We start from the raw sequence: 24,852 nt of genomic DNA, 5'->3' as shown, positions 1-24,852 counted from the left end.
CGGTAGTTGAAAAAAGATAATAAGTGGATTATATTCACATGAAGTGAATGAATAACATGCACTTAGTTCTGGAGGCGAGTTTGATGCATATTTTCTCGGATCGTTCATTTGGAAGTGCTTACTTTAAGTCAGCCGGAGTCTGTATTGCCACTCACCCTTGGATCCATTCAAGTCGAATTATAGATAGCTGCGAAATTATTTGTGCCATTGAGGGCATCCTCCCGATGGAAGTCGATGGGATCACCTACGATTTAAATCCTGGAGAACTGCTATTTATTCCACCCAATGTCCCTCACAGAGGGGCACGTGAAACTGATTGTGATGTGAAGTTTCTCTGGTTCCACTTTACCTTAGAGAATATTCAATTTTTGAAGCGTGATGAAATTAGCACGATCGTCCTCAAAACAGAAGATTTCAATCAACTGCTTATTCTACCTACCTATTCAGACAAGCTAAATATGCATCGGCTTCATCTTATGATTAATCAACTGCTAGATATCTATGAAGAAAAAGTGCCTTCGAGCTATTGTGATGCGTATTTGAATTGTATTCTGTACGAAATTTCTTACCAATCTATACGATTAATCCGTACACAACAATTGGATAAGAACGATATTCAACCCATCCAAGACTGGATCCGAATTCATGCCTTTGAGGATGTCTCACTAGAGTCGATCGCCAGCTATTTTAATTACAATAAAAACTATTTATCCAGAAAATATAAAAATGAGATTGGCATCGGCATTACCACTCAAATCATTAAATATCGTATTGATAAAGCAAAAGTCCTGCTAGCTGAGGCTAATATGAGCATTCAGGAGATCGCCTATCATGTCGGATATGAGGATTCCAAGTACTTCATGCGGATCTTCAAAAAATTTGAGAACATGACCCCTACGGAGTATCGTCATACATTTAACAAACGGCATTTCAACAAAACGTGATGTGAAAATGTCCACCTATTCACGGGAATTTGTACCGATTTCTCTCAAAAATAATGATATGTTTATCCATAAGAATTTCTCGAGAAGCTGTAAGCGCCAACATGATTTGGGAGGAAAATTGTTATGGGACATATCGATGCACCAAAAATCATCCATCTGCAAATGATTGATCCTCATCGTCTGGAAATCTATTGGGATCAGGAAGTTGTTCATGCGAATCAGGCCGAATGCTTCCACCTGACGATAGACGATACTCTGATAGAAACCGTTCAAGATGACAGCGCCGAATGGGATGTTCGCCCGATTTATGAAAGGGTGAAGAAAAGAACAACGCTTTATATACAGCATCCAGTTAGTAAACAAGCGCTTGGTAAGCTTAAAGTCTCTATCTCGGGTCATATTAACAACTCACTCGGACTTTGTGCAGATCAAGACAAGAGCTATGTCGTCAACTATTGGCAGGACTTTTATAGCTGTCATACAAACACGTCTTCAGGAATTTTGATCAAATCTTCATTCCATGTCAGCAGAGAGGCACATCGCAAAGCGGCCCAAATCATTGATATTCTCCTCGCCAAGGCGCCTGAGATAGCCCATACCATGTCCGCCCTTAATGCACAGCTAGCCATATACGGTAAAACTGAGGACGTCTATGATCTCCCTGAACATCGCGGCGGCGCTGATATGAATCGTCCCGTAGAGGGATTCGGAGGCATTCCAGAGAATCCCGTCACTACAATTTCCGAGAAAAATGTGCTACGCATTACCGAAGGACCGAATCAAACCCGCTATTTGAATGAATGTATTCTTGTCCATGAATTTGCTCATGCGATTCATTTGATTGGGATCAACCATTTAAAAGATTCACAGCTTAAAGTTGAATTGGAAGCCGCCTATCATCATGCGAGAGAAGCAAACCTATGGCCGAATACGTATGCCATCTCGAATCATGAAGAGTATTTTGCTACACTCACGACGATCTGGTTCAATGTCATGGCTGAATCCATAGACGGATCATGGGATGGCATTCGCGGCCCAATTAACCGTCGCAGTGAATTAGAAATATATGATCCAGCAGCCTATAACCTTTTAGCCAAAATATATGACAACAAGGGCTTGCCTGCACCGTGGCAGGATACCCCGAACAACTATCCTTATCTACTTACATCATGATAGGATCACACAAGAAAGAGCTGTCTCAAAAGTAGATTTTCTACGACCAGTGAAAGCTTCTCATTCCAAAAAAACACAAAAATGAACAAATCAGCGCTTCTCCCGTTATTGGAGAAACGCTGATTTGCGTTTTGGGTCCATTGCGGCTTGCTTCAGTAGATTGTCGGCAAGTCATAGCTACCGACCACTTCTCGATTTGCTGACGCTTTTGTACAACGTTCACTAAGTCCGTAAGATCGCTATCATGCTACACTCTCAGCAGATACTTACGATTGTGTTACTGTCCACCGCTTGCTATATTCATCACTGCAGTTGAGCAATTCGTGTAGCCCAACTAGTAAAGGACCCAAATACCACTATTAGCAAAATTATCGTCATTTGAGCAGGGTTTTGGACCCCAGAGTCGCTATTCCCTAAGAATTGACTCATATTTGGTGTTTTACATGCCATTAGTTGCACTGGAGTCCGTTAGAATCGCAAATGTGAGAAAAAAAAAGAATATAAGATCCACTGGGTCCGATAGCGAGTGATTTCGTTCGCACAACTATGATCCATAGGAAAACCAAATAAATAGAAGGCAGCCCAACAGTCATTTCATGACTTTTGAACTGCCTCCTTCTTGTCGTTACATTTACTTCCCGAAAATCTCGCTCTCCAGCTTCTTGCCTGTAGGCGTTGTCGCCAAACCACCTCGCGCGGTTTCTCGAAGCGAGCTCGGCATCACCTGTCCGATTCGATACATCGCATCGATCACCTCGTCCGTAGGGATTCGGCTCTCAATCCCAGCAAGCGCCATATCAGCAGAAGTCATCGCTACGGCAGCCCCCATCGCATTCCGCTTTACACAAGGGACTTCAACAAGCCCTGCCACCGGATCACATACAAGTCCTAGCAGGTTCTTCAAGGCAATAGCCATCCCGTGTGCGGCTTGCTTTGGCGTTCCACCAGCTAGCTCAACAAGCGCTGCCGCTGCCATTCCAGTAGCCGAGCCTACCTCTGCTTGACAGCCGCCTGCAGCGCCAGAAACTGACGCATTATTCGCGACTACCATACCGAAAGCCCCTGAAGTAAATAGGAAATCAATCATTTGATCACGTGATGGCTTCAGTTGTTCTTTAACGGCGAACAGCGTTCCTGGTACAACGCCGGCCGAGCCTGCTGTCGGTGTTGCACAGATCATCCCCATCGCTGCATTCACTTCATTCGTTGCAATTGCCTTCGCCACCGCATCGAGAATCCACGGTCCAGATAATGTTCTCCCTTTAGCTATATATTGTTGCATGAGAACTGCATCACCACCTGTAAGTCCAGACAACGATTTGACCCCTTCTAGTCCCTTCGCTACAGATTTCTCCATGACATCCAGATTACGCCCCATCCGCTCACGTACTGCCTCACACGTCATTTCAGCAAATTTCATTTCTTGCTGAATCATAACCTCTGCGATAGAAACGCCTTGTTGCTCTGCTCGTTCTACGAGCTCTGCTACATTCTTAAACATAATGCACCTGCCTTTCACTCTGAACGAGCGTTTAAGTATTCATTTTAGTAATCTGAGTTACTTGCTCTAGCGACCTAATTTCATCGAGAATGCTCTCCGGGACATTCTGATCCACCTCAATAACCATTAATGCCATCTTACCTATTTCTTTCCTTGATACTTCCATATGTCCAATATTCACACAATGATCTGCCAGCACATTCGTGACTACCGAAATCGCTCCGAATCGATCGGTATGAAGCACCAGAATGGCCGGATACATACCACCCAGCTTTAATTTAAAACCGTTCAATTCAGTAATCTCCACTTTACCGCCACCAATAGAGATGCCGACCATATCCTGCGTACCTTGCGAATCCGACAAGCGAATCAACACTGTGTTAGGATGTTCGGGTACTGCTTCTTCTATATGAAAGGCAACCTCCATCCCCGCTTCACGGGCGTAATGAAGTGACTGCGGGATGCGCGAATCATCTGTATCATAGTCAAGCAATCCTCCCACAATAGCGACATCGGTTGCATGTCCTTTATATGTCTCAGCAAAAGATCCGAACAAATGAATATCAGCCCGTGCGGGCTGCCTACCAAAAAGACTCCGGGCTAGTCGCCCTATGATTGCAGCACCTGCCGTATGCGAGCTTGAAGGTCCAACCATAATCGGACCTATAATATCAAACACACTATTATACTTCATCCTTACCTCCCGCTAACCAAAGCAAGGTGAGAGCTATGCTCCCACCTCGACAATATAAACATACTATCTTTAATCCTGGTGATATCCATTCACTTACATCATTTCTTCATCAATTTTCTTTGAATTCGCAAACAATAATGCTGCAGTAACAACCAAGACTCCTGCTAGAATCGGGAACAGATATACCTGTTGATCTGCAGTCTGGAAGAAGTTAAACAGAATAAGGGCAATCCCGTTCGCAATGGCGGCTGTCTGACCCCATGCTGTCTGCATTTGCGTTTCATAGGCTTCAGGTGAAAGCTTCGAAACCATCGAAGAACCAATCGGCCAAATAAACTGATCGGATAACGCCAGAAACAAATAATAGAATACCAACCACAGCAAGCTGTATGGTCCTGAACCATGGAGCAGCATAATAGGAATCGCTAGAACAGCAAAACCAAGACCGGATAACAATACCCCAATTGCATATTTGTTGACAATCTTGACGTCTTTCGCTTTCGTCTTCGTATATAAGTAAACAAAGATTGGACCCGCAATTAATCCTAATACTGTATAGATGGTTGGGATGGACCCCGGTGCAATTTCAAATCCGAACATATTCCGCTCTACTTTACGGTCAATAAAGATCGCAATGGCCGATGTCAGCATCGTCCCGCAAAGTGCCATCACGACTTGAGCTGAGAATAACTTCATGAAAGGCTTCATATGTCTACGATCTGCATCCGTAAGATCCTTCTTACGGAATAGACTTGTCAAGAATATGATCGGAATTATAAAGGTTGCAGAAGTAATGATATTCAGAACACCTTTTAAGGCAATTACCTTAGCGACTATGAGTATAGCAATAATGCCAAGTATCACTACAAGAATAGCTAAAAAGATACTGAAGATTTTCTTGAATTGTCCCTTTTCAAGTGGACTGACAGGTTTCGCACCCAATGTGCCAAAGAATTTGTGCTGCGTGAAGAAAATGACTGCACCATACATAAAGGCAAAGAATGCGGCAATCCCAAATCCGATATGATAGTTACTCATCCCAATTTGACCTACGATAACCGGTGTAATTACACCTGCAACCGTGTTCATAAATTGATGTATAGTAAAAGCGGCATCACGGCGTCCATTGTCGGTTTTACGATAGAGTTGCCCTGTTAAGGAAGCATTACTCGCCCCCATGATTGGCAAAGATAATAGAAATAATGCAACAATAGCAAAAATTCTACCCTGCCCTAAGCTTGCAACAGGAATGGCGAGCAGCAGGAACGCGCTCCCTTTCACTATATTACCTATAATTAGAGCTTTTCGCATACCAAGCACTCGGTCGGCAAGCCAACTACCCAGAATAACAAACAGACTGTTACAAGCGGCCATCGCTGTAATCATCTGAGCTGCATTACCCTCGGAGAACCCAAGCCCTTTAGTATATGGAGTATAGAGATAGAAAATCATTATCGCATAAAAAGCGCCCCAAGCAGCGGAGTTGAAGAAGTTCCCTACAGCTAAAGCTCCTATACCTTTAGGATGTCCAAAAAAACCTTTGTCCGATCTTATTGTATCTAAACTCATGTCTTTGCTCTCAACTCTATCCATTTCCAGCAACCTTTCAATATTTTCTTGTTAGCCTTTTTTAATAGATTTAATATAGCAATTATTCAAATACAAATCGGTAGTGAATAGTTAGGATGAGTGGAGAATATGTACTTAGTTTGGATCTCTTGTAGATTACCTGACATCATATGAAAGATAAAATTCACAACCCTAAAAAATAGAAATAACCCAACCTCTTCTAGCTGAAGTGTATGATAAATCACATTGACTAATTGGTATTAAACAACTACTCTAATAGTAGATACTCTAGTATTAATTACCTACTACATTACATAATGATAAAGGCAAAACTATCGAAAGATAGTGACGCAAAGCTATAGGGGCTAACGCGAGGAAGACTCGCCATGCCAGCCAGTTACCGACATAGAAGTACGACGTGATAATACGTTCCTAACCCTTCTTATTTCGGTAAGAAGGGTTTTTTGAGCATTCACAACTTCATTTTGTCAACTCCACATTGACAAAGGCAAACCCATCGAGAGATGGCGACGCAAAGCTATAGGGGCTAACGTGAGGAAGACTCACCATGCCAGCCAGTTACCAATTCTAAGCTAACACACTCACTGTAGTGGCGTTCTGCTTGCAAAAGGAGTGTTCATAATGAACAGAACCAAATGCGTACGTATGATGATCATAGCGTTATTGATTATTGCACTATTCCCAACCAACTTAGCACATGCTAAGAACGCTTTATCAGATCAATTGATCGTGCTGCCACAAAGCAATTACAATGAAAAGTTAGCCACTGCGATGATATCGCGTATTGAAAGAATTCCAGCACCTATTTTAAAAACCCTTGCAGATAAAGGTGTGAAAATAAAATTAACGAACGACATCATTACCAATGAACCGGAACTACGCTATCTCAAAGGAGTAACACCAAGAGGCTGGGAAGATACTGGGCTCACTTGGGATGATGCACCTGGTGTTAGTGAGCAGAACGTTGTTGTTCGGATTGGCTACAGCAAAAAAGGACAAGGTCACAATTCATTCAACCTCGAGATTCACGAGACCATGCACGCCGTAGATCGTTTCGTATTTAATACCGTGAGTGACTCACAACAATTTAAAGATATTTTCAATAAAGAAGCAGCGTTAAACTATAACGACAATTATGTATCAGCTTATCCTAATGAATATTTCGCTGAGAGCGCAAGCTTATATGTCTATAATGATGCAACGCGTGAGCAGTTGAAGAAGGATGCTCCGCTTACTTACGATTTCATGAAAAAGCTATTTAATTGATGAGACAGCTTATTTCAAATATACAAAAGCTCCCCCCTGTTGAGAAACAGAGAGGAGCTTTTTTGTGTTAGTTATTCATTACTCAGGATATACATAAGCGGGCTTAATTTCTTGCCAAGTCTCGAAGCCGTCCGTATCTCTAGTGTAGAGATGATTAGTCGTAGCTTCCATTACATCCGCGTAATACCATTTGCTCACCGAGTTATCCGGCCATTGCTTCGCATCTTCATCAATGCCTTCAGCTTTGACTTTTCGGTCCAGAACACTGTTGATAAACGCCATTGCTTCTGCACGTGTGATGTATTGATTTGGTTTAAATGTACCGTCTTGATACCCTTTGATCCAACCTTTGTTCGCTGACGAGAGGATGTATTTCTCTGCCCAATGTCCTTTGATATCGGAGAACATATCATTTTTCTTCTCATCCAATTTATCAAAACGGGATGCAATTGCAGCAAACTCTGCTCTCGTAATCTTTTGACCTGGATCAAATGTTCCATCTTGGTAGCCTGTAATGACACCTGCATTCGCCAATGTTGCGATATGTCTGCTCGACCATCTTGTCTGCCCTACGTCCTTGAACGAGCTAACTAGCTTCATATAACTACTGCGTGACTCGTCATCTAGCAAACGATAGAAGATTGCTGCGATTTCTTCACGACTAATGAAATTCTCAGGTTTAATCATTCCATCCGGATAACCCTTAATGTAATTAATGTGTTGCTCCTTTTCCAGCTTCAATGGAACTGGTGGTAGTGCAATCACTGGTACCGGTGGTAATGCAGTTGTTCCTGATGGTAGATTTGAATTTGCCGATTCATTATTCGTGTCTTGGTACTCTTTCTCTATAGGCACTTCGTCTATGCTGTAGAAGATCTCGTATGATTGACTAGAGTCACTAGTGAACGTATAGGCGTATTTATCTTTCACTGACCTATATACAATCCCGTCCTTCGTAATCAGGTCTGGACTCATGGTGATTGTATCACCTTGTTTGCCCTGCTTCTCTTCAACAGCTAATTCGACTTTCTTGTCCCCATCCATGTACACATGATGAACGATTACCTTCTGAATATCTCCCGAATGATCTAAGTTATAGTAGAATGTATAATTCTGTACTTTAACATCCGTCACAAGGTAATTAAAATCATAATTCTCAGGTGCATATACTACATCGTATACTGCGCTGTGTACGGAAATCGGTTCAGCGGTCAGATGAATCGTCTTACCAGCCTCACCACCATAAAGGGTCGGTTCTTTTAATGCAAGATTAGATACTCGATCTACATAATTCACAGTAATCGTACGTTTCTCTACAGGCGGTACATTCTTGCTATAGAGAAAAACAACAACTTGATGCGCTTCAGCATTTAATGTGAAATTTTGCACACTATTTCCGACAATAGAGTAGCCCGGAATATCTTCAGCATCCAGCTTAATAGTCTCGCCGATTATCCCATTAATAAACGTCGAAGGGCTCAGCTCCTTCTTCGTGCCCTTCTCGAGATACATCACCGTGACAGTTTCCTTATTGGGCGTATAATAGAAATCTTCTTCCTGATTTGCATCACTATTGAACGTATGCATTTTTCTTTCTTTGTCTACATTATAGCCAGGAATAGTTTCTGCTAGTAACTTAATGATGTCGCCAAATGCACCTCTCATTACCGACACCGGTGCAAGCTCCTTATCGGTGCCTTGCTCGAGATACTTCACGATCGTCTTTTCTTCTCCTGCTGTGTAGTAGAAAATGACTTCCTGATCTGCATCACCACTGAACGTGTAAGCAAGTAATGGTTGTTCGGCTTGGTAGCCTGCAATTTTCTTCGCATTCAGCTTGATCATCTCACCCGCCATGCCTTCTTCTACCGTTGATGCTTCAAGTACTTTGTTCGTACCTTGCTCAAGGTATTTCACTATGACTTGTTCCTTCACTGGTGTGTAGTAGAAGATCACTTCTTGTGCTGGATTGCTATTGAATGTGTACAACATCGACGTTTGTTCTGGAATGTAACCTGCAATCGACTTGGCTTGTAAATTGATCGTCTCTGCGGTTTTCCCTTTCGTAAACGTCGCTGGCTCAAGCTCCTTGTTCGTACCCTTCTCGAGGTACTTCACCGTTACCTTTACCTTATCGGCCGTATAGTAGAAGATGACTTCTTGCTTCGCATCTGCTGTAAATGTGTGCGTCTTTACCGCTTGGTCTACTAAGTAGCCCGCGATGAATTTGCTTTCTAACTTAATTTTCTCACCAGTGTTGCCTTTTTCACCTGTCGATGTGGCAAGTTCTTTGTTCGTACCTTGTTCAAGGTATTTCACTATGACTTGTTCCTTCGCTGGTGTGTAGTAGAAGATCACTTCTTGCGTTGTATTACTATTGAACGTGTAGGCAATTGTCGCTCGGTCTGTTTGGTACCCCGGGATTTTTGCTGCGTCCAGTTTAATCGTTTCACCTGTTACGCCTACTGCTGACGTCGGTAATTTAAGTTCCTTGTCCGTTCCCTTCTCGAGGTATTTCACAAGTACCTTTTCTTTACCTGCTGTGTAGTAGAAGATCTCTTCTTGCGTTGCATCTTCATTAAACTTATGCTCGATCACCGATTGTTCTGCTTGGTAACCCGGGATCTTTTTCGCTACTAGCTTTGCGATCTCACTAGTAACTCCTGCTACAGTTGTTTCTGCTTCGAGCTTCTTGTTCGTACCCTTCTCAAGGTACTTCACCGTCAACTTTTGCTTATCTGCTGTGTAGTAGAAGACCACTTCTTGCTTCGCATCTGCTGTAAATGTGTGCGTCTTTACCGCTTGGTCTACTAAGTAGCCTGCGATGATTTTACCTTCTAGCTTGATCTTCTCAGCTGTTGTTCCTTTTTCAGATGTTTCTGGTGCAAGCTCTCTACCTGTTACTTTATCGACGTACTTCACAGTCACCTTTTGCTTATCTGCTGTGTAGTAGAAGATGACTTCTTGCTTCGCATTCGTTGTGAATGTGTGTGTTTTCACTGCTTCGTCTACTAAGTAGCCTGGTATGGATGCTGCTTGTAGCATAATCTTCTCTCCTGTGTTGCCTTTTTTACCTGTCGCTGAGGCAAGTTCCCTGTTCGTACCCTTCTCAAGGTATTTCACCATGACTTGTTCCTTCGCTGGCGTGTAGTAGAAGATGACTTCTTGCGTTGCATTACTACTGAACGTGTAGGCAATTGTCGCTCGGTCTGTTTGGTAACCTGCAATTTTTGCTGCGTCCAATTTAATCGTCTCAGCTGTTATGCGTGCTGCTACCGTCGCTGGTTTAAGTTCCTTGTTCGTTCCCTTTTCGAGGTATTTCACAAGTACCTTTTCTCTACTCGCTGTGTAGTAGAAGATCTCTTCTTGATTGGCATTTGCATTAAACTTATGCTCGATCACCGATTGTTCTGCTTGGTAACCCGGGATCTTTTTCGCTACTAGCTTTGCGATCTCACTAGTAACTCCTGCTACAGTTGTTTCCGCTTCGAGCTTCTTGTTCGTACCCTTCTCAAGGTACTTCACCGTCAACTTTTGCTTATCTGCTGTGTAGTAGAAGATGACTTCTTGATTTGCATCCGCTGTGAATGTGTGTGTCTTTACCGCTTGGTCTACTTCGTAGCCTGAGATAGATTTTGCTTCTATCTTAATTTTATCGCTTGTTTTACTTCTCATTACCGACGCAGGCGCAAGTTCCTTATTGGTGCCTTTCTCAAGGTACTTCACCGTCACCTGTTGTTCCTCTGGTGTGTAGTAGAAGACAACTTCTTGCTTCACGTTGCTGTTGAACGTGTAATCCATTGCTGATTGGACTGCTTTGTAGCCTGCGATTGCTTTCGCCTTTAGAACGATGCTCTTGCTTGTAGCACCTGCTTCGACCGTCGCTGGGCTCAGCTCTTTTAGACTACCTTTTTCTACATACTTCACGACCACCTTCTGCTCTACAGGTGTGTAGTAGAAAATCACTTCTTGCTTTGCATTCGTACTGAATGTGTACGTAAAGAGCTGTTGATCTACGTCATAGCCTGGTACCTTCTTGGCGTTTAGCTTGATGACCTCGCTTGTTACACCTTTCACAAGCATAGGTAGGCTAAGTTCCTTATCTGTACCTTTCTCAAGGTATTTTACCGTCACCTGTTGTTGCAGGGTTGTGTAGTGGAAGATAACTTCCTGCTTCGTATCCGCTGTGAAACTGTAGGTGATCTTCGCTTGATCTACTTGATAGCCAGCGATTGCTCTCGCATCCAGTTGTACTGTTCCACCCGTTGATCCGTTAGAAACAGTCGCTGGGCTCAGTTCTCGGTTACTACCTTTCTCGAGGTATTTCACCGTCACCTGCTGTTTCGCTGGTGTGTAGTAGAAGACAACTTCTTGCTTTGCATCCGTGGTGAAACTGTAGGTGATCTTCGCTTGATCCACTTGGTAGCCTGCGATTGCTTTCGCATCCAGTTGTATTGTTCCACCGGTTAAACCGTCAGAAACGGTCGCTAGGCTCAGCTCTCGGTTATTACCTTTCTCTAGGTACTTCACCGTTACCTGCTGTTTCGCTGGTGTGTAGTAAAAGATAACTTCTTGATGCTGATCTGCTGTAAATGTATATTCGTTCGTTGTGCTCCCAACTACGGAGTAGCCTGCTACATCCAATGCAGTTAGTGTCGTTTTCCCACCTGTTACACCGGAAGCATCAGTCGATGGTGCCACGTTCTGAGTTGTTCCTTCTAACAGATACTTTACTCTTACCGTTTGCGCATTTGCCTCATAATTATAGGTAATTGTAGTATCTTGATCTGGCATGTCACCTGTAACATGACCATTCGTATTAGTTAAACCACTACCTGTACTCAGAGTTACATCCTTCAACGTATATCCGTCAAATATCTTACTCTGAACATCTACTTGCTCGCCTTGAATTTTGTTTGCAGATGATACTGTATCCAAATCAACATTTCCAGCCTTGTATTCGACTTTTAATGTATGAGGTGCTTGAGTGTAACCGAACCATATAATCTGGCTAGGATCGCTAGTAGTTAGTGTTACATTCTCTGGACTACTTCCTTTAATCAGTTGATAACCCGCAACAACTTTAGGAGTAACCGAGTAACTCTTATCAATATCAAGCGCTTCTGTACCATTTTGTTTGAACGGGTCACTGTATAAAAGAGCAGCCTGATCAGGTCGATCAACGCGGACATTATTATCGTTGATTGGCTCACCGGCCGCATTGACTCGATACCCTTTAATTAATATTGACCCTTTTCCAAAGGTTACTTTTGGTACTTCGAAATTTTTGGAAGCAGGATTACCGTACACATCCGTATAATTCATCGTTGTAGTGCCATTTGTCGGATACAAATTATTAGGGTCCGATTTCTGATTAGAATCCCATTTCACAATGTAACTCATTGTTGCTGGGGTACCTTCGATAATATTGCCGATATCCCACTGAATCGTATCAGTTACAGAATCCCAGTTTGCTACACCTTGTGAAACTTTCGGATGAGTAGTGATATTATTGAACATTAGTCCCATAGGATCTGTGACTTTCGCGTTCTGCGCTGCATAAGCAATCTTACTCGATAATTCATTGAATACAGCTTTCAAATCAGCGCCGCTCGATGCGATATACCCCTTATCTTGGGTGTAAGTCAGAACGTTTGTTGCAATTGGATCATTAGCCACATCAAGTCCAATTGAATACATATGAATATCCTGATCTTGAGCTAATTTCGCCTCTGATACAGTACCAATGCCATTGTCTTTGACTTGGACTCCATCAACTGTATAAGAACTGAAAGTATAATTGCCTCCTGACCCAATACGACCACGAGTACTATAATCAAAATCCTTCAATGATTTTGTGAATGTACTACCTGATGGAAAAGTATAGTTCCCAGCATGTTTTGCCTTAAAACTATATGTTGGTTGTCCATCACTCAAGAGGACAATAAATTTATTGTTAGCCGAACTGTTCTTCAGCAGTTCACTAGCTTGATGGATCCCCGCTTGAATATTCGTACCTCCATTAGGGGATATATTATTGATTGCTGTATTTAACGCATCTTTATTGTTTACATCCGTAAAATCCGATATCTTGTTTGCAACATCTGAGAACGATATCACTGCAACTCTCGTTGTCGAATTTGGTTGAAGCAGTGAATCCACGAATTGGTTCGCAGCTGCTTTCGCTTTCGTCATTTTGCTGTTATCAGGCGATTTCCCATACGATTTACCACCAGTAGTACCAGGACCGTTATACGCCATACTCCCAGATTTATCAATAACCAAAACCACATCCGTAGTGGACTGTATATTCTTTCCTTCTACGGTCAGGGTTACTTCCCATTCCCCTTGCGTCTTAGTTGGCACAGCCGTCTTCGTCAGATTCACTGCACCTGCATCAGGCCATTTAAGATTATTCGGATCTGGATCAGCGCTCACTTGTGATGTAATAGGAATAAAACCAACAAGAAAAGAAACTACAATTAACCACGTAACTATTACTCTTAAACCTCTTCCAAGCATGTCTACCTCCTATGAGTTTATTTTTTAGCTCCTGAAGAGCACAAAAAAGCCCGACTGCAATATTCACGCTCATTGCAACCGGACGGTCATAGGTTAGTAACCAGTAGACTCCAAAGCTTTGCGACCTAACCTTTCAGTTAGTGTGCCAATAATTAAATTGTAGAATTTGCAGGCGTACATAGTTTCCATATATTGTCAGAAACTATTAATATGATAATTATAATATAGGCTCACAAACTAAGTCAATTTTCACAAATTGCATAAAGTAGATTTGAAATAAATAAATGGATGCCTTTTATTACTTCAAATTATTGGCTTCGCCTATATATGAATTCTGTAACTAATACAATAATTTGGTAGACAAAAGGTTTCTCAGCTACTAGAATAACGCTCTACTCTGCGAAATAATCAATGACCTTACGAAGAAACACAATCTGTGTTTACGTGAGGAACTCTTCATTAATAAATGTAGAAAAAGATTGCATAGCTGCTTCATAATCGAGTTTGGCAATTTCGTGAACAAGTAGACCGAATGCTGTCGTTCGTTTCAATTAGTGGTTATCTTTTTTTTATTTCCGCCAAAAAGTTGAACAGTCTGCCTTATCCAAAATATTAAACTCGATCATTTTCTCAAGTAATGAATAATCAACTGGATGATCCCACCGGATACGCATCAACTGCTTGGTGTAATCATAGCCAGCCTGCACAATTGCATCAGTAAAATGATTAATCCCTGCAATTTCAGGCGCAACAGCTATATGATGTTTGGATACGCTAAAGCCAATAATATATGTGTCGTGATCGGTGAACATGGGCTGATTCCACGCAACTTTTGGTTTTAAATCTGTGAATTTCCTTGATACCCAAGTCAAAACCTCTTCCATTCGCTCACGATGTTGTGGGTTATCAATTTGCGCTAAATATTCTGCGAAAACTTCCATCTCGTTCACTCCTCAAATATCGCCTTTTGTTCAGGCGTAGTTTGTTTACTTCTTCTTAAATATATACACAATCGGTATGTAAGCAAACCTCCGAGAAAACAAAGATAGCCTGAATTCGGACATTGAGTTCAAGTTGACTTTATTTTTCAAACATTTCAGAAGCAACTTGTTCCTATCTTAGCTAAAATCATTTTAGCCCACAATTTTTCACATCGCAATTTCAACATACACTGAAATGGAGAATTAACAAATGACGGATGCTAACCTTTCTGCAAAATGAGATTTTTCAAAGTATATGATCATTGGGCAAAAAAACCTGAAAGATCGAGAATTGACGCTCTCGACCTTCCGGGTTTTTGTACATCTTTAAATCACTGTAAGAATTGAATGTCATAGCCTTTAGATTTAAGTAAATCTAAAGTCATACCATTGACGACAAAGTGAGCCGATCCTACGACAACAAAGGAGGTATGCTGTCCTTCTTGCTCAAGCAATGCAGCTAGTTTATCCGACATATCCTTATCGCGGGAAATAGGTTCATCACTTAGTGATTGAGAATTCATCAACTTCGAAGTAGCTTCCAAGTTGCCTTCAATCCAATACTTCTTCATTTGCTCTAATTGCTGAGAATCATCTTCTTTACCTTTACCAGAGTTAATCATATCCAACATTTCATTCAAATCTTTTTCTTGATCAGCATCCGATGCATTAACGAACAATTCTGTTTGTTTCTTTAAGCCTTCAAGCTCATGGACAGGTTTATTCATAGAGTTAGCCTTTGTGATGAAATAACGTTCAACACCCGTGTTCGTTTTTATCGCTTGTTCTTCAGGGCTTGTCTTATCCGCTAAGGAAGATAGTTGGTTGTTAATAATAAACGGTTTATATTGATCAAATGCATTTGTTGGAACCTTCATTTTTGTAAGCAAGTTTTGTAGCTTCGTATACGTTTCAGCAGATACATGATCTTTCAGTATCGTTCCATCTGAATATTTAATATTGTTCAGATAGTAGCTCATATCTCCGTTAATAATATCCGCTTCCACATACAGATCTTTCGATGCATCGAATGCATCCCGGACCTTTTTAGTCATAGGATACATGTCTGTCGATCCTTCATGAACTGAACCAAGCAAGTACAACGTATTGTTGCCTTTCGTTACTTTCCAGAAAAGGCCTTTCGCTCCTGCATCAGCTGTATCGTATGCGAACTCAACCATTCTCGTTGCCATCACAACTGCTTGCTCTTCCGTAATCGGCTTTTCTAGTTCAAGGCCTGCGTTTGTTCCCTTTACAATCCCTTGCTTACTCATAAATTCTACTGCATCTGTAGCTTTCATATTGATGGTGACAGGTAAATCGTAGTTATCCAAAAGCTTATATAACGAATTAATAACGAACTTTCTCGTAATTTCTTTTTCTGGTTTAATCGTTAAAGAAGCATCCTTTTTGTTGAAACCAAGCTGATCTAGCTTTTTAGCTGTCGCCTCAATTAAGGTAGTGAATTTATCTGGTGTAATAGCATTGAGGATCGTACCATCTGTATACCATCCGAGTGGGAAGATTCCGTATTTGTCCCCCTCATTTAATGTCTTACCAGACCAGGGACTTACGGTTGGTGCTTTCGTTGTTGTTGCTGCCGCTGCATGAACTGCCAATCCATTAGTAAGCAAAATAGAGAAACTCAACACGCCTACGGATGCGATACGCCCTAAATTTTTTCCGTACTTTTTCATTTTCATAATAATAACCTCTTCACTTTATGATTTGTTTCGTGCATGTACCTTACAGAAAATGATTATAGAAGATGAATATGAACTGTTTATTAACTGACCCCCATATGAATACACAAGTTTATATCTTAATCATGGTATTTCTGAATACACCAAACAGCCCGGAAGCTAATGAGAAAAACTTCTCAAAAACCCTCGGGCCTTATTTTCCCTTTTGAACAAAAAAAGTCCCGATGACTAGTTGCATCATCAGGACTGACCATTGGTTCATGATTTTATTGGTTCAGGACTTTTATGTCACCGAACAACAAACTTCCTTTCCCTAACAACCTACTCTACAGTAACACTCTTCGCCAAGTTACGTGGTTTATCCACATCATGACCCAGCGCAAGAGAAGCATAATAAGACAATAATTGCAGAGGCACTACGGACAACGCTGCTGTCAGCATTGGCAATGTCTTAGGAATAACAAACACTTGATCCACTGATCTAAGCAGATCAGTCAAATGCTCTTGGTGAGTGATCGCAAGCACGTCTGCGCCGCGAGCTTTCACTTCTTTGATGTTGCTGACGGTCTTCTCAAGTACAGCTTCCTGAGTTGCCAGGGCAATAACCGGAACGCCTTCTTCGATTAGAGCCAATGTACCGTGTTTCAATTCACCTGCAGCATAAGCTTCGGAGTGAATATAAGAAATTTCTTTCAGCTTCAAGGATCCTTCTTGAGCAACTGCGTAGTCTACGCCGCGGCCAATGAAGAACAGGTTCTTGTGCTCAGAAATTTGTTCTGCATAACCTTTGATTGCTTCTTTTTGAGCCAGGATCTCTTCTACTTGCTCTGGTAGAGCTTGCATAGCTGCTAGAATCTTAGCCACTTGTGCTTCGGTTTGTGTACCACGAACTTCAGCCAGGTAAAGAGCAAACAATCCGAATGCAACCAATTGTGAAGTGTAGGCTTTGGTCGAAGCTACGGCAATTTCTGGACCTGCCAACGTTACCAACACATCATTCGCTTCGCGAGCAATAGAGCTACCCACTACGTTAGTGATTGCTAGTACATGTGCACCATTAGCTTGCGCTTCACGCAGAGCTGCCAATGTATCTGCAGTCTCACCGGATTGGCTGACAACGATAACCAATGTTTCTGGAGTCACGATTGGTGAACGGTAACGATATTCCGAAGCAATGTCATTCTCTACTGGTATACGAACTAGAGATTCAATCATAGTACGTCCTACAACACCAGCGTTGTATGCTGTTCCGCAAGCAACGACTTGGATGTTACGGATGTTCTTGATTTGTTCTTCCGTCATGCTCAACTCTGGCAAAACAACCTTGTTGCCTTCGGCATTAATACGACCACGCATAGTGTCGCGGTAAGCCTTTGGCTGCTCGTGGATTTCTTTCAACATGAAATGCTCGTAGCCGCCTTTTTCTGCGGTAACTGCATCCCAATCGACAGTAATCATTTCCCGAGAAATAAAGTTGCCTTCAATCGTCATCAGTTCGACAGCATCTCTTGTCAAGACTGCCATTTCGCCGTCGTTCAAAATATATACGTTACGGGTATATTCAAGCAGTGCAGGAATATCTGACCCGATAAAGTTTTCCCCTTCGCCAAGACCGATAATGAGTGGACTTGCTTGACGCACAGCCACCAATTTATCTGGTTCATATTCAGTCAGGACGCCTAATGCAAAGGCACCGCGCATGAAGGTAATCGCTTTTTGTACAGCTTTTACGATATCTCCGTCATATTCGCGAGCAATCAGATGTGAAATAACTTCTGTATCTGTTTCGGAGACAAAGTGGCATCCGCCAGCGATCAGCTCTTCTTTCAGATCCAAATAGTTTTCGACAATACCGTTGTGAACGACCGAGAACTTCATGCTGTTATCCGTATGTGGATGGGAATTCTCATCGGATGGTTTACCGTGAGTTGCCCAGCGTGTGTGTCCGATACCTGCGCTACCTGCCAGTGGGCTGCCTTCCAGCTTCGACTGCAGATTCGCCAAACGGCCTTGTGCTTTCACTACTTGCAGTCCTTCCCCAGTGAATACAGCAATACCAGCGGAATCATATCCCCGATACTCCAGCTTCTTCAACCCTTCAACCAAGATCCCCTGCGAATTCTGATTACCAATATATCCTACAATACCACACATTATTATTTCCCCCGTCCGAGTTATCGTAATGTGGCGGCATAAGGAAAGAAACGTGCCGTGCGGCATGTTTTTGAGAAAAAGCAAATATTCTGTTGTATTTTGGATCAACAAAATAAACTGTCACTTACATCTTATGTTCATGAAATGCACAGCCTTCTTCTCTGCCGTGGCAGAACTATCGTGTTTCTTTACGATGCGCGCACACATGAATTTTATATTTCTTATGCACCCATGAAAACGTTGTGTGAAAGGTCGCCCTTCCATTTTCCGTCTCCATTTACGGCTCTGGTGCATCACCGGGAGGTCCCCGCCGAACATTTCGAACACCTCCACCTCGTCAGCTTACGTCTGCCGTGATCCGTTCAAGCTCTTGTCTACATAACCATGTAGCAGCTTTCCCTTCTCCCCCGCGCTCGACCAAGCTCTGGCGCTTGCTATTACAAACCTCACAATCCCCGCTTTCCTTCTAGAATGACACTTAATCTATTATATGCACCTTACACTACTTTGGCAATGCTGCACCAACCTAATTTTCACAAATCCATGTTCTGACGATCCATCCAAAAAAATAATAACACCGGTGTACCGAGTCCGAATTGTTCTCGCTCACTACACCGGCCATATAGTTATAGTAATGGATTATACCAACTCGCGTTGAACAACTTCTACAATTTGATTCACATAAAGATCTAGATCTGCCTTATCAGGTCCCTCTGCCATAACGCGGATAAGAGACTCCGTACCCGACGGACGTACAAGCACACGGCCATTGTCGCCTAGCTTGCCTTCTACTTCAGCGATAGCTGCTTCGATAGCCTGGTTGTTAGGATAATTGGTCTTATCTTGTACACGAACATTGACCAGCACCTGTGGGTATTTCGTCATCATGCTCTTAACTTCACTAAGCTGCTTACCTGAAGCTTTAAGCGTATCAACCAGTTGGATAGCCGTTAGAATACCATCACCTGTTGTATTATAGTCAAGGAAGATAACATGTCCAGACTGTTCTCCACCCAGATTAAAACCGCCACGACGCATTTCTTCCATCACATACCGATCACCTACAGCTGTTTTAGCAGTGTTCAGAGATAATTTCTCGGTAGCTTTGTAGAATCCGATATTGCTCATAACCGTTGATACAATCGTACTATCTTTCAGCTTGCCAGCACGGTTCATTGCATCCCCACAAATGCAGAGGATAAAGTCTCCGTCAACTTCATCACCTTTATTGTCGATCGCAATCAATCGGTCAGCATCTCCGTCAAAAGCAAGTCCCAAATCCGCTCCTTGACGCAATACTTCCTCACGCAAAGTCTCTGGATGTGTCGAACCAAATCCAGCATTAATGTTCAATCCATCAGGCTCGGCTCCAATAGAAATAACCTCAGCGCCAAGCTCTCTGAATAATCTTGGTGCAAGTTCATACGCTGCGCCGTGAGCACAGTCGAGTACAACCTTGATTCCCTTGAAATCCTGAGAAATGGTAGTCTTCAAATATTCTAGATAGAGGTACTTCGCGTCGTTATCAACCGTAACCATACCTAAACCTGAACCGATAGGACGTGGCAATTCATCTACCTCAGCATCCATAAGCTCTTCAATACGCAGTTCTGTTTCATCCGTAAGCTTGAAACCATCTCCACCAAAGAACTTAATGCCATTATCTTCAACCGGATTGTGTGATGCCGAAATCATAACCCCTGCATCTGCTTTTAATAATCTCGTGATATAGGCAACAGCAGGTGTACTCACTACACCTATACGGATTACATCTGCCCCAATAGACAGCAAACCAGCGATAAGAGCTGCTTCAAGCAAAGGACCGGAAATACGTGTGTCCATTCCGATGACAACCTTTGGTTTATGCACGTTACCCGCTAGTACATATCCTCCGCAGCGGCCAATGCTATAAGCCATTTCTGCAGTTAATTCACGGTTCGCTACTCCCCGCACACCGTCAGTTCCAAAATACTTCCCCATTATTTTTCTCCTTTGAATACGCTACGTTAGCTTAATGTACTATCATATGATTTGATTACTATTTTGGTGTACCTTTGGGACATATCCTAAAAGACGTATTTCAATACAAGGCTACGTTCCCCCTGTACCCACAGGATTTTCTGAATTTGTACTTGTGTTTGCTGTGCCGTTATTCTCAGGACTACTATCCGTTGGAACAGGCGTTGCTGTACCTCCAGCCTCTCCGCTATGGGTAGGCTTCTCAGTGGCCTCCTCATCGCCTATAACAGGTTCAGAGCTTGGCTCAGGAGTAGTTGTTACACTACCCGTATCTGGCTGAGGTGTAGGCACCGGCGTTGCAGGTGATAGCAGCTGCACAGTTATCGTAAGAGGTACGCCTGAATTAGCCAGTGCAATGAACTTAGGTAGTGATACCCGCAAAGAAACCTCGTGAGTCCCCGCAGTAAGGCCAGTCACATCAGCCACAACACTTATATCATTCTTATCTAATTGATTTAGCAAATTGGGTGCCCCCGTTAAGGTGAGGGCTATATCCTTACTTGCCGGATTAACAATACTTCCCTCTAGCCCATCACCCACACCCTGTAACTTGATGGGTACCGCTTCAACCGTCCGTTCGGCAATTTCTGAGATCGTTAATGAAACGTTTACGGTTTCAGGCATGACTTTCTCAGTTCCAGCTGGGGGTTTCAGTTCTACCTTCAACTGTTTCGTTCCTGCAGAATCTATCGCGCTAAGATTAATACTTGCTTCATAAGTAGATAGTGCAGCTAATGCATTGGCTTGACCATATACCACGACTGATTCCAGCTCAGGTGTCACATTCGATAACACGAGAGAATCCGGAAGTTGTCCGGTAAAGCCGATATCCAGCGGCACGGTCTTAAAAGGTAAGGTAATTGGCAATTCCACCGATACGGTAGCAGGTTCAATTACCGCGTCCTTCACTTCTTTTCCTTCATTATCATAAGCATGCAGCTTCAATTTCTTCTCTTTAAAGGTTTCATTCTCGCCATTTAGCTCAATGGTGCCTTGTACCTTCACCACTTTGCTTAACTCATTATCAGGTAGCGTAACCTCAACAGTATCCGTAGGCTGCAAAACCGGGGTACCCAATTGATAACCCTCTGCTGGCTCTCCCTTGGTAACTAATGTTATGGGAAAAAACTTTGTATTTCGCAGCTCTATATGCACGTTAACCTCTTTAGGAGTCATTCTGACGAGCGTTACACCTCTAGGTAATGAATAAGAAAGTGGCAACGTATTATCTCCAGGCTCAACCTTACTTAGGTCAAGAGTCACCTTATAGTCGTCCGAGAACTGAAAGGAGATATCAGAGTTCTTCCCCTTAACCTCCATAGTGACACTATCTACATCCTTGTATTCCAGTACATATTTATCTTTATCTAAACCGATCTCTTCGATCTTTACATTCTCAATAATTTTCGTTTTAGTATCGACCGTGGTTTGCCCAACAGGTGCAGTATCGATACGAACCATTGTAAATAGTATGATCCCAAACGCAAGGGCAATAATCTTATTGAAATTGTTATTGCTCATCCACTTATCCATGATTCTTGTCCCCCTTCCGTTTCCAGAAAGTTGAACCTTTCTCCTTCAGCGATGAACTTACACTCAGCTCTTGATGGAGCTTCGAAATCATGGATTCTTCTTTAATATCCCTCACGATCTGACCATTGATGGCCAGAGAAATCTGTCCTGTCTCCTCCGAGACAATGACAGACACCGAGTCCGCAACTTCACTAATCCCTATAGCTGCGCGGTGTCGAGTCCCCAGCTCTTTACTGATAAAGGGATTCTCAGACAACGGTAAGTAACAGGCAGCCGCAGCGATCTGGTTACCCTGCATAATAAGAGCTCCGTCATGCAGCGGTGTATTGGGAATAAAGATGTTTATCAGCAGCTCAGAGCTAACTAGGGAACGCATCGGGATACCGGACTCTGTATATTCATTAAGACCCGTCTCCCGTTCAAATACGATTAACGCCCCTATTTTTCTATGTGATAAATAATTCACGGCTTTAATCACTTCGCCGATTAATTTACTTAACTCTTCATCACTTTCCCCAACCCGTCCGAAAAATCTACCTCGTCCAATCTGTTCCAGCCCTCTTCGTAGTTCCGGCTGAAAGATGATAAAGACCGCCAGCACCCCGAACGTAAACATTTGATTCATTAGCCATTTGAGCGTATAGAGGTCTAGGATTGTGCTTAAAGCCCAAATCAAAACCAGTACTAAGATCCCCTTCAGCAGCTGAATCGCTCGAGTCCCGCGCACCATATTAAGCACTTTATAAATAATGTAGCTGACGATCAGGATATCAACTATATCTTTAATGGAATCTTTCCATGTTAAGTCTGTAAAATAACTCATTGCCTAAAACCCCCGTCATTTCATATTAGCTGGGTTTATGTAAAATGTCTGTTAGAGCTGTATCATATCTAGGTTATAACGTTCGGGCTCCAGTTGCAAGTTTACTCCGTCACTCATTTTCTAAATATTCTAATTTAAATTATAAGAAAATATAAGTTTCACGATATATTTTAACCTTATAATTCTCGCATAAACGCTTACCGTCCTTAAAAAGGACGCCGAAGGCGTTTTAGCTTGAGGCAACAAAAAAGCGCCATCTTTCCGGAAAAAGAGGCGCAAAATAATATTCCAGCTCAAGGTAACCACTGCCCGCATTAACGGTAGGCAACTTCAGAGAACATGTTCGTCACTTTATACCAGAACCAACTTACCGCTTGGTCTATGCTTTTGACTTGCCCAGAAATATGAGCTGTTGAAGCCTGATAAAGAGAGCCGTCAATGACTGTTACGTTGCCGTTCACTTCCCCATATACCTGTGCTTTACCATTCTCTATGGTAAGATCACCGGTAATAATCTTGCCGGAAGGTACAATTACGGTATCCCCTTTGATAACCACTTGATCCAGATCTGCACCTCTAACTACAAGCTGTCTATCTGGACTCCAAAAAGTTACGGAGCTCATCAGCATTACGACAAGAAACAGGGATGCCGCTGTAAGTGCAGGGTGTCTCTTGATCCAGGTAATAAAAGCCTTTTCTTTCTTGGACTTTGGCAATGAACTCATTATCCGGCTCACAAGATCATCTGAGGCAACAGGATTCTGATGCATAAGGGAGAACATCAACATATCTGTCTGTTCTAATTCTTTAAACTTTGCACGGCAATCTGGACAGGATAGAAGATGCTCCTTCAACTCCCTCTGCTGCTGATCGGGCAAGTCGTCATCCAAGTAGTCGTGCATCATAGAGACGGCCAGTTTGCATTCCATAGGAGCCAATCCTTTCATGAGTGCTATTTAATTATCCTAAGACAAAGGGTCAGGACACATAAGACTTGCTTAACTTACATACGTCGCTCTCCAAAAGATGTTTCATTAAAAAAAATCTTTTTTACATTTTCGGGCCTAATTTTTTACGCAAAAATTCACGACCTCGGTGAACACGCGTCTTAATCGTGGTTACAGGCATATCCAGCACATCACTTATCTCCTGAAGCGATAAATCCTGCAGATATCTAAGAATCATCACAGACCTGTATTTCACAGGCAAACTGTCAATGGCCTCGTAGATTAGTCCCTGCGTCTCTGAGAGCAACAGTTCGGTCTCCGGTGTCACATTATCACTTGGAATCAACGAATAGCCGTCAAGGCCCTCCTGATCGTTCATTTCTGCATCGAGCGAATAGGTCGGTTTCCGTTTGCGTAATCTATCAATACAGAGGTTCGTTCCAATCCGATAAATCCAGGTAGAGAACTTCTGTTTATCATCATAACGATCCAAGTTTCTATACACACGCAAAAAAGTCTCCTGAACAATATCCTCCGCCTCATGACGATTGTTCAGCATTCGGTACGCCAAATGATATATTTTGTCTTTATATAGTTCCACAAGCTCGGCAAATGCCCTTTGGTCGCCTTTTAAGGCGAGCTTTGTCAATCTGCCTTCCAAATTCTCCACCTGTTAACTCCCCCAGACTTGCCGCCCTTGGTATTTATTCTCAAATATCCACGGTACAAGCAATTAAATCGTAATTCAAGTTTGTGTAAAAATCAAGGATTGTATTGTAACCTTCTCTGTAAACTGAGTTAAAAATTGGACAACTTGGATATGTGATTCAGTGCAACTTCGAGAAATATTCGGACTTCCGGTCGCTGTTATTGTCAGATTTCCTGATTTAAACCGCTGTTCGCGGTAGAAATCTGCCAATAAAGGCGAACGCATTCGCTCCTACAGTTCCAAAAATTCTCTACGCTGCTCCATCACCTGAATAATAAGTGCCACACTATTTAC

General features: G+C 42.5%; 15 protein-coding genes and 3 riboswitches. Of the genes, 3 read left to right on the top strand and 12 right to left on the bottom strand.

Going from position 1 to position 24,852, the window contains the following annotated elements; genetic code table 11:
* The first annotated feature begins 83 nt into the window (after positions 1–83).
* A complete protein-coding gene (locus NSS67_RS06090) occupies positions 84–944 on the top strand; it encodes an AraC family transcriptional regulator (protein WP_339318736.1) in 861 nt (286 codons plus the stop codon).
* 123 nt (positions 945–1,067) lie between these two features.
* On the top strand, positions 1,068–2,117 hold the full coding sequence (locus NSS67_RS06085; RefSeq protein WP_339318735.1) for a hypothetical protein: 1,050 nt from the start codon (positions 1,068–1,070) through the stop codon (positions 2,115–2,117).
* Between the two features lie 631 nt (positions 2,118–2,748).
* On the opposite strand, the gene sdaAA is transcribed toward NSS67_RS06085, so the two are convergent.
* From sdaAA to NSS67_RS06070, 3 genes are all read right to left on the bottom strand, one after another.
* Positions 2,749–3,618: an L-serine ammonia-lyase, iron-sulfur-dependent, subunit alpha gene (gene sdaAA, locus NSS67_RS06080; RefSeq protein WP_339318734.1), complete on the bottom strand. Its 870-nt coding sequence runs from the start codon at positions 3,616–3,618 to the stop codon at positions 2,749–2,751.
* 31 nt (positions 3,619–3,649) lie between these two features.
* Positions 3,650–4,312: an L-serine ammonia-lyase, iron-sulfur-dependent subunit beta gene (sdaAB, locus tag NSS67_RS06075; RefSeq protein WP_339318733.1), complete on the bottom strand. Its 663-nt coding sequence runs from the start codon at positions 4,310–4,312 to the stop codon at positions 3,650–3,652.
* Between the two features lie 93 nt (positions 4,313–4,405).
* Positions 4,406–5,905: an oligopeptide:H+ symporter gene (locus NSS67_RS06070; RefSeq protein WP_339318732.1), complete on the bottom strand. Its 1,500-nt coding sequence runs from the start codon at positions 5,903–5,905 to the stop codon at positions 4,406–4,408.
* Between the two features lie 291 nt (positions 5,906–6,196).
* Positions 6,197–6,286: riboswitch (cyclic di-GMP riboswitch) on the top strand.
* A 92-nt stretch (positions 6,287–6,378) separates the two neighbouring features.
* Positions 6,379–6,468, top strand: a riboswitch (cyclic di-GMP riboswitch).
* A gap of 55 nt (positions 6,469–6,523) precedes the next feature.
* Between NSS67_RS06070 and NSS67_RS06065 the strand changes: the two genes are divergently transcribed.
* Complete coding sequence (locus NSS67_RS06065; protein WP_339318731.1) at positions 6,524–7,168, top strand: hypothetical protein; 645 nt, start codon at positions 6,524–6,526, stop codon at positions 7,166–7,168.
* Positions 7,169–7,246: 78 nt separating this feature from the next.
* Here NSS67_RS06065 and NSS67_RS06060 read toward each other — a convergent pair whose 3' ends face one another.
* The 9 genes from NSS67_RS06060 to sigW all read right to left on the bottom strand — a co-directional run bounded on the left by NSS67_RS06060 (position 7,247) and on the right by sigW (position 24,519).
* Entirely contained in the window at positions 7,247–13,690 is a 6,444-nt protein-coding gene (locus tag NSS67_RS06060) for a MucBP domain-containing protein (protein ID WP_339318730.1), read from the bottom strand.
* Positions 13,691–13,760: 70 nt separating this feature from the next.
* A riboswitch (cyclic di-GMP riboswitch) is annotated at positions 13,761–13,847 on the bottom strand.
* 412 nt (positions 13,848–14,259) lie between these two features.
* On the bottom strand, positions 14,260–14,631 hold the full coding sequence (locus NSS67_RS06055) for an iron chaperone (protein WP_339318729.1): 372 nt from the start codon (positions 14,629–14,631) through the stop codon (positions 14,260–14,262).
* Between the two features lie 371 nt (positions 14,632–15,002).
* On the bottom strand, positions 15,003–16,373 hold the full coding sequence (locus tag NSS67_RS06050; RefSeq protein ID WP_339318728.1) for a TraB/GumN family protein: 1,371 nt from the start codon (positions 16,371–16,373) through the stop codon (positions 15,003–15,005).
* A 321-nt stretch (positions 16,374–16,694) separates the two neighbouring features.
* Complete coding sequence (gene glmS / locus NSS67_RS06045) at positions 16,695–18,527, bottom strand: glutamine--fructose-6-phosphate transaminase (isomerizing) (protein ID WP_339318727.1); 1,833 nt, start codon at positions 18,525–18,527, stop codon at positions 16,695–16,697.
* 639 nt (positions 18,528–19,166) lie between these two features.
* On the bottom strand, positions 19,167–20,507 hold the full coding sequence (gene glmM / locus NSS67_RS06040; RefSeq protein ID WP_339318726.1) for a phosphoglucosamine mutase: 1,341 nt from the start codon (positions 20,505–20,507) through the stop codon (positions 19,167–19,169).
* 111 nt (positions 20,508–20,618) lie between these two features.
* Positions 20,619–22,079 carry a CdaR family protein gene (locus NSS67_RS06035; protein ID WP_339318725.1) on the bottom strand — a complete coding sequence of 487 codons (1,461 nt, stop codon included), beginning with the start codon at positions 22,077–22,079 and terminating at the stop codon, positions 20,619–20,621.
* On the bottom strand, positions 22,072–22,902 hold the full coding sequence (gene cdaA, locus NSS67_RS06030; RefSeq protein ID WP_339318724.1) for a diadenylate cyclase CdaA: 831 nt from the start codon (positions 22,900–22,902) through the stop codon (positions 22,072–22,074). Before cdaA ends, NSS67_RS06035 begins: the two co-directional genes overlap by 8 nt.
* Before the next feature lie 314 nt (positions 22,903–23,216).
* Complete coding sequence (locus NSS67_RS06025) at positions 23,217–23,831, bottom strand: zf-HC2 domain-containing protein (protein ID WP_339318723.1); 615 nt, start codon at positions 23,829–23,831, stop codon at positions 23,217–23,219.
* 121 nt (positions 23,832–23,952) lie between these two features.
* Positions 23,953–24,519, bottom strand: a complete 567-nt coding sequence (gene sigW / locus NSS67_RS06020) for an RNA polymerase sigma factor SigW (RefSeq protein WP_036681288.1) — start codon at positions 24,517–24,519, stop codon at positions 23,953–23,955.
* Positions 24,520–24,852 lie beyond the last annotated feature (333 nt).

This window comes from Paenibacillus sp. FSL R10-2734 (assembly GCF_037963865.1).
Classification (GTDB): domain Bacteria; phylum Bacillota; class Bacilli; order Paenibacillales; family Paenibacillaceae; genus Paenibacillus_AQ.
This window is presented reverse-complemented; position numbering and strand designations above follow the sequence as displayed.